Annotated in this window: 16 protein-coding genes; 4 read left to right on the plus strand and 12 right to left on the minus strand. The window is 67.7% G+C overall.

The window, feature by feature from the left end; translation table 11 throughout:
• The first annotated feature begins 17 nt into the window (after positions 1–17).
• Positions 18–1,217, plus strand: a complete 1,200-nt coding sequence (locus tag Q8K49_RS14515; protein ID WP_305306805.1) for a hypothetical protein — start codon at positions 18–20, stop codon at positions 1,215–1,217.
• 2 nt (positions 1,218–1,219) lie between these two features.
• Here the strand turns inward: Q8K49_RS14515 and Q8K49_RS14520 are convergent, their stop codons facing one another.
• From Q8K49_RS14520 to Q8K49_RS14555, 8 genes are all read right to left on the minus strand, one after another.
• On the minus strand, positions 1,220–1,711 hold the full coding sequence (locus Q8K49_RS14520) for a GNAT family N-acetyltransferase (protein ID WP_305306806.1): 492 nt from the start codon (positions 1,709–1,711) through the stop codon (positions 1,220–1,222).
• Positions 1,708–1,989: a DUF1778 domain-containing protein gene (locus tag Q8K49_RS14525; RefSeq protein ID WP_305306807.1), complete on the minus strand. Its 282-nt coding sequence runs from the start codon at positions 1,987–1,989 to the stop codon at positions 1,708–1,710. The genes Q8K49_RS14520 and Q8K49_RS14525 overlap by 4 nt, the downstream gene beginning before the upstream one ends.
• Before the next feature lie 59 nt (positions 1,990–2,048).
• Positions 2,049–2,549, minus strand: a complete 501-nt coding sequence (locus Q8K49_RS14530) for a hypothetical protein (protein WP_305306808.1) — start codon at positions 2,547–2,549, stop codon at positions 2,049–2,051.
• A gap of 73 nt (positions 2,550–2,622) precedes the next feature.
• On the minus strand, positions 2,623–3,021 hold the full coding sequence (locus Q8K49_RS14535) for an endonuclease domain-containing protein (protein WP_305306809.1): 399 nt from the start codon (positions 3,019–3,021) through the stop codon (positions 2,623–2,625).
• Positions 3,022–3,107: 86 nt separating this feature from the next.
• Entirely contained in the window at positions 3,108–3,833 is a 726-nt protein-coding gene (locus Q8K49_RS14540) for an RluA family pseudouridine synthase (RefSeq protein WP_305306810.1), read from the minus strand.
• A 46-nt stretch (positions 3,834–3,879) separates the two neighbouring features.
• Positions 3,880–4,320 (minus strand): hypothetical protein, encoded by a 441-nt coding sequence (locus Q8K49_RS14545; RefSeq protein ID WP_305306811.1) that lies wholly within the window; start codon positions 4,318–4,320, stop codon positions 3,880–3,882.
• A gap of 58 nt (positions 4,321–4,378) precedes the next feature.
• Complete coding sequence (locus Q8K49_RS14550; RefSeq protein WP_305306812.1) at positions 4,379–4,753, minus strand: VOC family protein; 375 nt, start codon at positions 4,751–4,753, stop codon at positions 4,379–4,381.
• Positions 4,750–6,072, minus strand: a complete 1,323-nt coding sequence (locus tag Q8K49_RS14555) for a replication-associated recombination protein A (RefSeq protein WP_305306813.1) — start codon at positions 6,070–6,072, stop codon at positions 4,750–4,752. The genes Q8K49_RS14550 and Q8K49_RS14555 overlap by 4 nt, the downstream gene beginning before the upstream one ends.
• A 73-nt stretch (positions 6,073–6,145) precedes the next feature.
• Here Q8K49_RS14555 and Q8K49_RS14560 point away from each other — a divergent pair, with 73 nt between their 5' ends.
• Complete coding sequence (locus tag Q8K49_RS14560; RefSeq protein WP_305306814.1) at positions 6,146–6,562, plus strand: VOC family protein; 417 nt, start codon at positions 6,146–6,148, stop codon at positions 6,560–6,562.
• Between the two features lie 4 nt (positions 6,563–6,566).
• On the opposite strand, the gene Q8K49_RS14565 is transcribed toward Q8K49_RS14560, so the two are convergent.
• The gene (locus Q8K49_RS14565; RefSeq protein WP_370867788.1) at positions 6,567–7,955 is read right to left on the minus strand and encodes a trypsin-like peptidase domain-containing protein; all 1,389 of its coding nucleotides are present in this window, start codon (positions 7,953–7,955) and stop codon (positions 6,567–6,569) included.
• Positions 7,956–8,070: 115 nt separating this feature from the next.
• Positions 8,071–9,303, minus strand: a complete 1,233-nt coding sequence (locus tag Q8K49_RS14570) for an ectonucleotide pyrophosphatase/phosphodiesterase (protein WP_305306816.1) — start codon at positions 9,301–9,303, stop codon at positions 8,071–8,073.
• 95 nt (positions 9,304–9,398) lie between these two features.
• Here Q8K49_RS14570 and Q8K49_RS14575 point away from each other — a divergent pair, with 95 nt between their 5' ends.
• The gene (locus tag Q8K49_RS14575; RefSeq protein WP_305306817.1) at positions 9,399–10,310 is read left to right on the plus strand and encodes an ABC transporter ATP-binding protein; all 912 of its coding nucleotides are present in this window, start codon (positions 9,399–9,401) and stop codon (positions 10,308–10,310) included.
• Positions 10,300–11,166: a hypothetical protein gene (locus Q8K49_RS14580; RefSeq protein ID WP_305306818.1), complete on the plus strand. Its 867-nt coding sequence runs from the start codon at positions 10,300–10,302 to the stop codon at positions 11,164–11,166. The genes Q8K49_RS14575 and Q8K49_RS14580 overlap by 11 nt, the downstream gene beginning before the upstream one ends.
• A 3-nt stretch (positions 11,167–11,169) precedes the next feature.
• Here the strand turns inward: Q8K49_RS14580 and Q8K49_RS14585 are convergent, their stop codons facing one another.
• A complete protein-coding gene (locus tag Q8K49_RS14585; protein ID WP_305306819.1) occupies positions 11,170–11,631 on the minus strand; it encodes a GNAT family N-acetyltransferase in 462 nt (153 codons plus the stop codon).
• A 195-nt stretch (positions 11,632–11,826) separates the two neighbouring features.
• Positions 11,827–12,246, minus strand: coding sequence for a 50S ribosomal protein L17 (rplQ, locus tag Q8K49_RS14590; RefSeq protein ID WP_305306820.1), 420 nt, complete (start codon positions 12,244–12,246; stop codon positions 11,827–11,829).
• Positions 12,247–12,307: the final 61 nt, after the last annotated feature.

A 12,307-nucleotide genomic window follows, 5' to 3' on the forward strand; every position in this document is an offset into this window, starting at 1 on the left:
GGACCGCCGCACGCGCCATGTCGCAAGACGATCACAGCCACGGACACGGCGCACCGCTCGACGGGGGCCACGGCGGCCATGGCGAGGACGCCCGGCTGCACGCCGCGCCGAATCCACCCCCGCCCGGGGCCGAGGACAGTCCCCACCGGGCCGTGCCGTCGCCGACGCCGAGCCACGGCCGCGCGCCTCTGCGGGGAGGCGACGGCATCCTGCGTCCGATTTCCGAGAGCGAGTATTTCTCCGCCACGCCCGAGGCCGAGGCGATCGTCGGCTCGCATATCGACGAGTATTTCAACCAGCCGCTCGACATCTTTCCGTTCTGGGAGACCGACGGAAAGCCGGACCGGTTCCACGTCCTGTTCAGCCGCCAGATCGAGGAGCGGTTCCCGGTCGACACCGACATCCGCAGCCGCATCCACGGCTATGGCCGACGGGTGTTCAAGGCGCTGGTGACACACGTCACGGTCAAGCGGCTGAGCCAGGCCGGGGCGCTGGCCGCCTTCGCCGCCCTCGCCATCCTCGGCCCGGGCTGGTTCACGAGCTGGACCGGATCCGCTGCGATGGGCCTGGGACTGGCCGCCGGCGCGATGATCGCGGCGCTCGGCCTCTACTGGGGCCTGCAAGCGGTGCTGTTCATTCAGTACCGGTTCCAGCTGGAGAATGACTCCTACGAGCTGTCGCGCGAGATTGTGCAGCGGACGCGCGAGCTACAGAACCTGTTCACCAGCGCTCGCGCCATGGCCGATCAGGCTGAGACCCAGTTCCAGCAGGACGGCAAGGGCTGGGGCCAGCGGGCGCAGTATCTGACCCGGCTGACCATGTGGCTGGGCGCGCGGATGGAATATCTGGAAAAGCACGTCCAGATGGAGCTGTGGCGCGTGCGCCGCGAGCGCTACTGGATGCGCTGGGCCCAGCGGATCATGACACCGCTGGTGCTGGTCATCGGTCTGGCGGTGTTGGCCCTCGAGCCCGCGCCGGCGACAGGCGAGGCGGGTTTCCGCGCCCTCCAGGGACTTGCCGCCGTGCTGGGGGGTTTGGTCAGCTGGTTATCCTTTTTCCGCTGGCGCACGCCCGTGGCGGCGATCCAGGACAAGCTGGGTGTCGAGGGCTGGGTCCGCTACGCCTCGCTGGACGTCGACAACGCCGTGTCCGATCAGGTCCGGCGCGACAAGGAGCGGCTGGTCGAATACCGGGCGCTGACGCGGGGTGGGCGGTAGCGTCAGGACAACGCGTCCCTCATGTCAGCGAGCGTGATCATCAAGGTTCTCGGCGTGACGGGAGAGGGTTCGAATCCCAGCGCGCGGTAGAAATCGCTCGCTTCGGCCGAGATGGCATGAACGACCATTCCGCGAACACCAACCGTTTCCGCGACGGCGCTCACGCGTTGGGCCGCGTCGCGGAAAAGGGCTCGCCCCCACCCCTGTCCCTGCAGACGCCGGTCCACCGCCAATCGCGCCAGCAGCATCACTGGAACGGGGTCCGGCATGTTGCGACGAAAGCGCCCCAAGGCCTCGACGACCGAGATGGAGCCGGAAGCCAACGCGTACCAGGCAATGACGTCGCCATTGTCAGAGGCCACAAAGGTTCGTGAGCCGCCATGGGCCTGATTATATCTCGCGCGACGCCGCAGCCAGACATCCAAGGCCGGAACGCCGCTGTCGAACGCCTCAAGCCGGTGATGATCCGCAAGAGGCTCAGGCCCCGAGATCAATCGTTCTTATCCCAAGGCGCGGGGGTCTGGAGGGCTCGCCGCAAGCGCTCATTCGGCCGCGGCGGTTCATCGAGACGGGCGATGAACTTGTCGTAGGCGTCGGGCTTAAGCACGAACAGAGTGCGATCCAGAATCGCGTCCTCGGCCGCCCGGCGGGTGGCGTCGAGGATGAAGTCAGTCCGGGTCTTGCCGGTCAGTTCAGCAGCGTGATCAATCAGACCGCGATCGGCGGCCTTGATGCGGATATTCAGGGTTTCGCGCACGGGGGCGGGGGGCATGACAGGGCTCCTATTGGAAATACCCTAGCAGATCGTAACGTCCCTGTCATTACATTGGCTCACCGCCGCAAGCTGTCCTGCACCGCACGGGCATCATAGACGTTCGGCCGGTCGGGTCGCTCGCCGTCGCCCATCAGCACCTCCAGCGTGGTTGAGATCGCGGAGGGGCCGCTGAAGTTCAGGCCGACACCAAGGCCAACTCCGGACGACGAATAGCCGCCGTAGCGACCGCTGGAGCGACTGGAGCCGTAACCGACCCCGATGCTGGGGCGCATGCCCCCGGCGCTGTCGAGCCGGCCGTCTGTCCAGCGCTGGGTGACCTCGAACCAGTCATGGCCCTCGGCCGTGGTCAGCTCGGCCGCGCGGAGCAGGGCCATGTCCATGACCGGACCCGGCGCGCCGACACCGTTGTAGGTGACGCGGAAGCGGTTGGACTCGATCCGTTGCTCGGCATAGCCCTGCCCGCCCGGCCCCATCTGGGCGCCATAGGGCGCGAGGCTGGCGCAGGCCGACAGGACGAGGCCGGCGGCGGCGATCAGGGGCAGGGTCAGGCGGGTCATGGCGGGTCTCCGGGCGTTCATTGAAGAAGCGTAGAGAAACAGCTGCGGTTCCAACCTGCGAAGGCCGGTGAACTCAGTCCTCCCCCACAGGGGGAGGGGGACCATGCGGAGCATGGTGGAGGGGGCCACCCGCGCGCTGGCGGATCACCAAGAGTACGCCATCAAGGTTCTCCAGGACGGCGCGTGCCGAGATCCGGAAGACCTCGACACCCCGCTCGTTCAGCCAATCCGTGCGGCGACGATCATGCCGCAAACTGTCGGGATGCTCGTGCACCCGGCCATCCACCTCAAGGGCAAGACGTAAGGCCGGACAGAAGAAGTCGACAATATAGGGTCCGATCGGATGCTGCCGACGGAACCGGAGCCCGCCGAGCCGGCGGCCCCTGAGCGCGGTCCACAGAACCACCTCCGGCAAGGTCAACCGGCGGCGGAGGTCGCGGGCGCGGCGGATGGTAAGCTTCGGTGCTTCCATGAAGACAACTTATCCGCGATTTACCCGGTTGTCAGCCCCCTCCACCGCCCTACGGGCGGTCCCCCTCCCCCTGTGGGGGAGGAATGCTAAAGCCCCGCCGCGGACTTCAACGCCTCGAAATCCTCGGGCGGCGGCGCTTCGACCGTGCGGTAGCCGCCTTCGGGGTGGGGAAACGTCAGTTTGGCCGCATGCAGCATCAGACGCGGCGCGGCGCGGCCGGCGAAGGTCAGGGCGCCGCCGTAGCGGGCGTCGCCGGCCAGTGGACGCCCGATCGAGGCCATATGGACACGCAGCTGGTGCATCCGCCCGGTGGCGGGGTCCAGCTCGACAAGAGCGCCGTCGTCTGTAGCCGAGAGCGTGCGATAGCGGCTGAGCGCCGCCTGGGCCCCCGGCGTGTCGGCCGTGACGGCGCGCATATAGCTCTCGCGGCCGATCTCCTGCCGCAGCAGCGGGGTTTCGATGGTCCCCGCCCTCGGCTCAGGCGCGGCGGAAAGCAGGGCCAGATAGGTCTTCTTGAACCGCCGCGCCTGCATCGCCTTGCCGAGGAAACCGGCAGCGGGCTTGGTTTTAGCAGCAAGGATCACGCCCGAGGTGTCGCGGTCCAGCCGGTGCACCAGATCGGGCCGCTTGCCGTTCGAACGCGCGAACGCCCACAGCAGATCGTCCAGCGTATGGGCCTGGATGCGGCCGCCCTGGCTGGACAGGCCGGCGGGTTTGTTGAACACGATCACCGACTCGTCTTCGTGGAGGATCCACGAGCGGACGGCCGCGATGTCGGCTTCGGACAGGGAAACGGGGGAACGGTCGGTCACCGCGCCTGCATAGGCGAAAGACCGACCGCCCGTCAGCCCCTCACCATCAGCGAAGCACGCCGCGTCCGGCCATCATCCGGCTGTACCAGAGGAGGAACAGGCAGCCCGCGAGGATGAAGGCATACATGATCATGCTGGACGCTCCCCCGAACTGGGCGCCGTCCGACATCCCGTACTGGTAGATCAGGCTGCCAATCAGGCCGAGGAGCGATACCAGGTAGACGTGAAAGGCCCATTTCATCCGCAACAGCAGCAACACCGATCCCAGCAGGCCGCCCCAGACACCGAATGCCCAGGCCGCGTTCGTCCAGGCCGGCATGGCGTTGACATAGGCAATGTGGGCCTCGGTCATCCCGGCGGCAGCCATAAAGGCGTCGCCCCCGGTATTGGTCATGTAGTAGCCGTAGGCGCCGTAGCCGTTCCACAGCAGGCCCGCCAGGCCGACCACCCACAGATGCCACGGCGTCTTCACTGTCATGTCCGTCATTTGCCCCTCCCAAGGTTGACGCCGGGGAGGCTACGCCGGGAACGATGTTACGGCAACGCTAACCGGCCGGGACCCGCCATGGCGGATTGATGCGGTTCTCGCCGGCGAAATACAGACACAGGCGATTGCCGTCGGGGTCGCGCAGGCGCGCCTCGCGCCAGAGCCAGCGCTGGTTCGCCGGATCGGTGTCAAAGACGACGCCAGCGGCCTTCAGGGCGGCGACCCGGTCATCGACATCGTCGCACTCGAAATAGACCATCGTCCCGCCGGGCGCGGGGGCCTCCGCGAGATGGATCGAGAAGGTCGCGCCGCCCGGGCAGAGGAAGCGGACGTAGTGGTCACTGGAGACGATCAGCTCCAGCCCGAGCCGCTGGTAGAAGGCGCGAGCGCGCGGGATGTCGCAGACGTCGACGGTGACCTGGTTCAGGTTCATTCGCCGTCGCCCTGTGTCTTCGCCCGCAGCGCCGCCCAGCGCTCCAGCCGCTCCTTCACCTTCGCCTCATGCCCCTCGCCCTTCGGGGCGTAGAAGGTGCGGCGCTCCATGCCTTCGGGGAAGAAGTTGGTGCCCGAGAATCCTTCGGGGGTGTCCGGATCGTACTGGTAGCCCTTGCCGTAGCCGAGCGACTTCATCAGCTTGGTGGGGGCGTTGCGGATGTGGGCCGGGGGCATCAGCGAGCCGGTCTCGGCGGCCGCCTTCTTCGCCGCCTTGAAGGCTTCGTACACCCCGACCGACTTGGGGGCGGTGGCGAGGTGGACGACGGCCTGGGCCAGGGCCAGTTCTCCCTCGGGAGAGCCCAGGAAGTCGTACGCATCCTTGGCCGCATTGGCGACCAGCAGGGACAACGGGTCCGCCTCGCCGACGTCCTCGACCGCCATGCGCACGATGCGACGGGCCAGAAACAGTGGATCCTCGCCGCCGTTCAGCATTCGTGCCAACCAGTAGAGGGCCGCGTCCGGGTCAGATCCTCGAACCGATTTATGCAGCGCAGATATAAGGTTATAGTGTTCTTCTCTGCTCTTGTCGTAAGCAGGCGCGCGGCGTTGCAGGGTAGCGGCCAGGCCCTGAACATCGAGGTCGCCGTCGGGCAGGGCGAACAGGGTCTCGGTCATGGTCAGCAGGTAGCGGCCGTCGCCGTCGGCCAGCGCCAGCAGCGCCTGACGGGCCTCGAGCGTCAGCGGCAGGGCCTTTTCCTCCTGCGTCTCGGCTCGGATCAACAGTTGATTCAGAGCCTCGTCATCGAGCCGTTTGAGCACGAACACCTGCGAGCGCGACAGTAGCGCCCCGTTCAGCTCGAATGACGGATTCTCGGTGGTGGCCCCGACGAGGGTGACGATCCCCTCCTCTACGAACGGCAGAAAGCCGTCCTGCTGGGCGCGGTTGAAGCGGTGGATTTCATCGACGAACAGCAGGGTCGACTGGCCGGCGGCGCGGCGCATGCGCGCAGCCTCGAACGCCTTTTTGAGGTCGGCGACGCCGGAAAAGACCGCGCTCAGCGACTGGAACTGATAGCCCGCGGCCTGGGCCAGCAGGCGGGCGATGGTGGTCTTGCCGGTGCCGGGCGGACCCCACAGGATCATCGAGCCCAGTCGCCCGGCCTCGACCATGCGCCGGATCGGCCCGCCCGGCCCCAGCAGATGGTCCTGACCGACCACCTCCTCAAGCGAGCGCGGCCGCAGCCGGTCGGCCAGCGGCGCCCCAACTTGCGATTCTGGGGGAGGATGGATGCCAGAGGCCTCGAACAGGTCAGTCATACGCGGTCATAGATAGGCGTTACGGGCGCGTATTTCACGCGTTAGTGTGGTCGCAAAGCGAGGAGAGCGTGACATGGCTGACGACCACAACGCCCAAGGCCCGACGACGGGCGTCACCCCCCACCTGACCATCCCCTCGCGCGGCGGCCAGGCGGCGATCGAATTCTACACCCGCGCCTTCGGGGCCACGGAAATCCGCCGTGTGCCGGCTGAGGACGGCGAGCGGCTGATGCACGCCCACCTCATGATCAACGGCGCCAGCGTGATGTTGAACGACGAATTCCCCGAGTTCGACGGCGAGCAGGACGTCGAGCCCAAGGGGGTGACGATCCACCTGCAGGTCGACGATGCCGACGAATGGTGGAACCGCGCGCTTCTGGCCGGCGGCGTGCCGCTGTTTCCGCTGGCCGACCAGTTCTGGGGCGACCGCTACGGCCAGCTGCGCGACCCGTTCGGCCACACCTGGTCAATCGGCGCGCCGGTCAAATAGGCGATCAGCGCACCACCAGAACGCCGCGCTGGCCGCGGCGCTCGACCATCAGCTGGGTTCCGCGCGGCAGGTTGGCCAGTTGCTGCGGCGAGGTCACGGTGCGGTCGTTGACGGCCATGATGACGTCGCCCGTCTGCAGACCGACGCCCCGCCGCGCATAGCTGTTGGACGCGACCCCGCCGACGACCACGCCGCTGGCGAAGGGATCGCCGCCGAGGCTGTCGGCGAGGGCAGGATTCAGGGCCAGAACCTGGGCGCCGGTCAGGCCGCCCGACTGGATCACCATCGCCCCCCGTACATCCGCGTCGCCGGGCAAGCGCTGCACACGTGCGTCCACGACCAGCGGCCGACCGTCGCGCAACACGGATACGCGAACGGTCTCATTGGGCTCGCGGGTGCCGATGCGGAAATTCAGGCCGCCCTGGTCATTGACCTCGGCCCCGTCGATGGCTGTGATGACGTCACCGAGGCGCAGGTCAGCGCGGTCTCCCGGACCGCCGGGCCAGATCTCGGTCACCACCAGACCCTGCGGCCGGTCGAGACCGAGGCTGCGGGCGATGTCGGCGCTGACGGAGTCGCCCTTGAGGCCCAGCCACGGACGGATTACGGCGGTGGCGCCGCCGACGGCGGAGTCCACCACCCGGCGCACGGCCGCCGCTGGTACGGCGAAGCCGACCCCCGAGGACGAGCCCGAACGCGAGAAGATGGCGGTGTTGATGCCGATCAGGTCACCGTCCATGTCGACCAGCGCCCCGCCCGAATTGCCCGGATTGATGGCCGCGTCGGTCTGGATGAAGGAGCCGCTGTCGGAAATGCCCGTCTCGGTCCGGTTCAGGGCGGAGATGATGCCGTTGGTCACCGTCTGGCCAACGCCGAAGGGGTTGCCGATGGCCAGCACCAGATCGCCGATCTGCTGTTCCTCGCGGTCGTCGATATTGAGGGTCGGAAGCCGCTCGTTGACGCCGTCAAGCTGCAACACGGCGATGTCGGATCGTTCGTCGGCCAGGATGATCCGGGCGTCGAATTCGCGGCGGTCGTTCAGCACGACCTTGATCTGCTGCATGCCGTTGATGACGTGATAGTTGGTCACCACCACTCCGTCGGCCCGGACGATGACGCCGGAGCCGACCGAGCCGACCTGCTGGGCGCGGGGGCCCTGCCCGAACATTGACCAGAACGGGTCCTGGACCTGCTGGACGCCGCGCGCGGAGACATTGACCACGGCGGGGGCGGCGGTGCGCACCACGGGGGCGAAGCTGGACTTCATCGCCATGGCGTCGCCGGGAACCACGCGGTTGTCGGCGAAGACCCCGTCCTGGGCCTTGGAATCGTTCGACTGGCCGCAGGCGGCGAGGGTCAGGGCGAGGGCTAGGGCGAGCGTGCGGGTCTTCATGGACATCCGGTCGTTCAGAGGGACGATGACAACGCCATTCCGCCCGGAATTCTGGACCGTATCAAGGCGCGCCCCGCGGCAAACGGCCCGGCCCGTCGCGTTCCGTCGGGGCCTTTCAGTCGATCAGGGCCGCCGCCGTGTCCCCGGCCCGCCCGTCGCCCGGAGGAACGGCCAGCCCCAGCAACCGCCCCAGCAAGGGCTGGACATCGACGCTGTCGAGGTCGCCCACTCGTATGCCCCGCGCCACGCCCGGCCCGTGGGCGATGAACAGCGCCCTCATCTCGGGCGCGGCGTTGTCATAGCCGTGAGCGCCGCCGGACCGGGTCACCGGCCGCGCCCGCGTGGCGATCAGCCAGCCGACCTCGGGCGAACAGACGATGGCGGCGACCCTCGGATTGGACCCCAGCACGAAGCGCGCCGGGATGTCGGCCTTGCGCCAGCACTCCGCATGGGGATGGCGCCCGACCAGCGCCGTCTCGACCTCGGCCTCGCGTCCCGGAACCGGATCGAGGAAGGTCACCGCGCCCGTGTAGACGATCCGCAGCGCCTCCGGATCCACCAGGTCGTCCAGCTGGATCACCCGCTCGGGCGAGGTCGCGGCCATGCCGTGGTCGGACACGATGACCAGTACGGCGTCGTCTTCCAGCCCCCGGGCCTTCAGCCCCGCGATCAGGCGGGCGATCGAGGCGTCCACCGAGGCCAGGGCCTCAACTGTTCCAGCGGCGTCCGGGCCGTTCTCGTGGCCGGCGGTGTCGACGATGTCGAAATAGAGCGTCGCCAAGGCGGGCCGCTCGGGCGGCGGCAGGTCCAGCCAGGCCAGCACCTGGTCCACCCGCGCATCGCCCGGCAGCGACTGGTCGAACCGGGTCCAGTAGGTCGGCCGCACGCCCCCGATCGCAGCCTCGGACCCGGGCCAGAACATTGTCCCGGTCACCAGGCCCGCCTTCTCCGCCGTGACCCAGATCGGCTCGGCCTGGTCCCACCAGCGGCGGTCCGTCACCGCCTCGGGTACGTCCAGGGCGAACCGGCCCAGTTCCGCATCGACCATGGCGTTGCTGACGATGCCGTGATGGTCGGGGTGCTTTCCGGTGACCAGCGTATAGTGGTTGGGGAAGGTGACGCTGGGGAAGGACGGCCGCATCGGGCCGCTCGCGCCCTCGGCCACGAGGGCGTTCAGGGTCGGGGTCACGCCGCGTTGCAGATAGTCCCACCGGAATCCGTCGATCGAGATCAGGATGACCGGCGGCCGGGCGGCCGGGGCGAAGGGTCCGGGCGTCGGCGTGCTCGCGCATCCAGCCACGATGAGGGCGCAGACAGCCGCGAAGGCGGTCGTCAGACGAGGCAGCATCGGAGACTCCATTGGCGCACCACATTGCCTATCCTTAATCCGCGACACCGATGCAACGCCTTGCTTCAGGTTGTCCGCCCGGCCAAGCTCGCCGCATGACAGCCGTGATTGAAACGCGTGGGCTCACCAAGACCTACGGAACCGTCCGCGCCCTTGACGGGCTGGACCTCTCCATTCCCCGGGGTGGGGTCTATGGCGTGCTGGGGCCGAACGGCGCCGGCAAGTCGACCCTGTTCCGCATCCTGCTGGGCCTGATCCGACCGACCGAGGGCACGGCGACCATCATGAACGGGCCGGTCGGCGACATCGCCCACATGCGCCTGACGGGCTCGATGATCGAGACCCCGCGCTATCCCCCCTATCTGACCGCACGGCAGGTGCTGCACTGGCTGGCGCTGGAGCACGGCATCGCCGGTACTGCGGACATTCCGTACTGGCTGGAACGGGTCGGGCTGTCCGAAGCGGCGGACCGCAAGGTGCGCGGCTTCTCAGTGGGCATGATGCAGCGCCTCGGCGTCGCCGCCGCCCTGATCAGCAAGCCCGAACTGATCATTCTGGATGAACCGACCAGCGGCATGGATCCTCCCGGCATCCAGGAGATGCGCGCCCTGATCCGCAGCCTGGCCAATGACGACGGCCTGACCGTCGTCCTGGCCAGCCACCAGCTGCTCGAGGTCCAGCGCGTCTGCGACCGCGTCGCCATCCTGAACAAGGGCAAACTGGTGCGTGAAGGCGCGGTCAGCGAGCTGACGGCTGTCGGCGAGCGCTTGCGCCTGTCGGCCGGACCGATCGACAAGGTTCTGTCCGTGCTGGGCGCCAAGGGCATCCGCGACGGCGAGGCCGTGCTGGCCGACGTCAGCCGCGCCGAGGGCCCGGCCCTGATCCGCGGCCTGGTCGAACAGGGCGTCGACATCCATGAGGCGCGCTGGGTCGGGACCGACCTGGAAAGCATCTTCTTCACCGAGACGGGCGCGGTGCATGCGCCGGAGACGATCCATGCTGTTTGATGCACTGGCCGCTGAAACCTATCGCATTCTGCGCAACCGGATGGCGGTCTTCTGGAGCGTGATCTTTGTTCCGGTGATCTTCGCCATCGGCGGCGTCGTCTTCCATGTCGTCAACAAGAACCAGGGCGATGCCGCCGCCGCGGCCGCCGGTCTGCCGGTCGAGGTCGCCGGGGCGCCGCTCAACCTAGCCGAATTCCTCGTCTTCGGCGCCCATCACGGGGCCAACGGCGTTCTCATGACCTTCATGCTGATCGGCGCGGCGACGGTCTATGCGACCGACTATCGCTGGGAGACCTGGCGGCTGATCAGCGCGCGGAACAACCGGACCTTCCTGATCCTGGGCAAGGTCGGGACGATGAAGCTGATGGCCATCGCGTCGACCCTCGCCATGTTGGTCGCCGGCTTCATCTACTTCCTGGCGCAGGCGATCATCTTCGACCGGCTGCCGACCTTCTCCGTGACGGCCGATATGGCGGGCGATGCGGCCCTCATCTGGTTCCTGTCCTATGTCCGGATCGTTCAGTACGGCCTGATGGCCCTGCTGACGGCGGTGGTGACGCGGTCGTTGCTGGCGTCCCTGTTCGTGCCCTGGGCGCTTGGCTTCGGCCAGTCGATCCTCGGCGCGCCGCCGGTCATGATGCTGCTGAAGCTGGATCCCGACGGCTGGCTCGCCCAACTGCTGATGCCGGGCCTGGCCTATGACACGCTGAAGAACCTCATCCAGCCGGGCATCGTGCGCGTGATGACCACCGAGGCCGCCCTCTGGCCCGCGATCGTCAGCCTGGCGGTCTGGTGCACCTTCCCGCTGCTCCTCGCCCTGGTCCTGTTCCGGCGTCAGGACCTGTCGAAGGAATAGCCGTCAAAGCGGCTTTTCCATCCAGACATTGCAGCGCGCATAGGGCGTCGGCTGGGCCGGCAGGTCGTGGAAGCCGAAGCGGCGGTACAGGGCGATAGCGTGGGTCTGGGCCGCATTGGTCTCCAGATACAGCCGCGGCGCGCCGCCGGCCCGCGCCGCCGCCTCGCAGGCCTCCAGCAGCCGCCAGCCGAGGTTGAGGCCCCGCGCACCCTCGGTCACGGCCATCTTGCCGACCTCATAACCGCCGTCGGCCATGGCCATCAGTGAACAGCAGCCGACGGGCTGTCCGTCTTGTTCGGCGATAAAGATGTGGCCGCCCTTGTCGAGAATGACGCCTTGCGGATCGGTGAGGACAAGCTCGTCCTTGGCCTCAAGCGCATAACCGCCGGCCAGCAGCCAGTCCTCGTTCAGCGACCGCCAGGCGGCGGCGTGGGCGGGTCCATAGGGAACGATGAGGAGGTCCATGACCTGTTCTCGCCGGAGCGGCTGCGGGCGGCAAGCGAGTGTCGCTTATGTCTTGCTTGTCGAGCTTGTGGCGGACGGATTGTCGAGATTGTCTCGCCCGAATTGTAGCGGGTCGCCAGGGCCGGTCCGGCGCCTGAAAAAAGGGGCGACCGGTTCGCACCGGCCGCCCCTTTGTCGTAGCCCCTACGTCGAAGCTTACGCTTCTTCGTCGCCCTCGATGGCGTAGACCGGACCCGAGTCCAGGCCCTTGGCGTCGGCGTCGCGATCGACGAACTCGATCACGGCCATGGCGGCGTTGTCGCCGTGGCGATAGCCGGCCTTCATGATGCGGATATAGCCGCCGTTGCGTTCGGCGTAACGCGGGCCGATCGTCTCGAACAGCTTGCCCACCTGCGGCACGTCACGGACCTGGCTGATGGCCTGACGGCGTGCGTGCAGGTCGCCCTTCTTGGCGAGGGTGACCAGCTTTTCGACGAAGGGACGCAATTCCTTCGCCTTGGGGAGCGTGGTCGTGATCTGCTCGTGCTTGATCAGCGACGCAGCCATGTTGGCGAACATGGCGGTCCGGTGGGCGCTCGTACGACCGAGCTTGCGATAGGCGGCGCCGTGGCGCATCGGGGTCTCTCCTACTCAACCCCGGTTTCCGCGCCCATCCTGAAAAGGATGGCCGGACCTT

The sequence above is a fragment of the Brevundimonas sp. genome, assembly GCF_030682035.1.
Classification (GTDB): Bacteria; Pseudomonadota; Alphaproteobacteria; order Caulobacterales; family Caulobacteraceae; genus Brevundimonas.

Coding starts and splice junctions, on each gene's coding strand:
- Q8K49_RS14515 (WP_305306805.1), top strand. CDS start 18: ATGTCGCAAGACGATCACAGCCACGGACACGGCGCACCGCTCGACGGG.
- Q8K49_RS14525 (WP_305306807.1), bottom strand. CDS start 1,989: ATGCCCCCCGCCCCCGTGCGCGAAACCCTGAATATCCGCATCAAGGCC.
- Q8K49_RS14530 (WP_305306808.1), bottom strand. CDS start 2,549: ATGACCCGCCTGACCCTGCCCCTGATCGCCGCCGCCGGCCTCGTCCTG.
- Q8K49_RS14535 (WP_305306809.1), bottom strand. CDS start 3,021: ATGGAAGCACCGAAGCTTACCATCCGCCGCGCCCGCGACCTCCGCCGC.
- Q8K49_RS14545 (WP_305306811.1), bottom strand. CDS start 4,320: ATGACGGACATGACAGTGAAGACGCCGTGGCATCTGTGGGTGGTCGGC.
- Q8K49_RS14550 (WP_305306812.1), bottom strand. CDS start 4,753: ATGAACCTGAACCAGGTCACCGTCGACGTCTGCGACATCCCGCGCGCT.
- Q8K49_RS14555 (WP_305306813.1), bottom strand. CDS start 6,072: ATGACTGACCTGTTCGAGGCCTCTGGCATCCATCCTCCCCCAGAATCG.
- Q8K49_RS14560 (WP_305306814.1), top strand. CDS start 6,146: ATGGCTGACGACCACAACGCCCAAGGCCCGACGACGGGCGTCACCCCC.
- Q8K49_RS14565 (WP_370867788.1), bottom strand. CDS start 7,955: ATGAAGACCCGCACGCTCGCCCTAGCCCTCGCCCTGACCCTCGCCGCC.
- Q8K49_RS14570 (WP_305306816.1), bottom strand. CDS start 9,303: ATGCTGCCTCGTCTGACGACCGCCTTCGCGGCTGTCTGCGCCCTCATC.
- Q8K49_RS14575 (WP_305306817.1), top strand. CDS start 9,399: ATGACAGCCGTGATTGAAACGCGTGGGCTCACCAAGACCTACGGAACC.
- Q8K49_RS14580 (WP_305306818.1), top strand. CDS start 10,300: ATGCTGTTTGATGCACTGGCCGCTGAAACCTATCGCATTCTGCGCAAC.
- Q8K49_RS14585 (WP_305306819.1), bottom strand. CDS start 11,631: ATGGACCTCCTCATCGTTCCCTATGGACCCGCCCACGCCGCCGCCTGG.
- rplQ (WP_305306820.1), bottom strand. CDS start 12,246: ATGCGCCACGGCGCCGCCTATCGCAAGCTCGGTCGTACGAGCGCCCAC.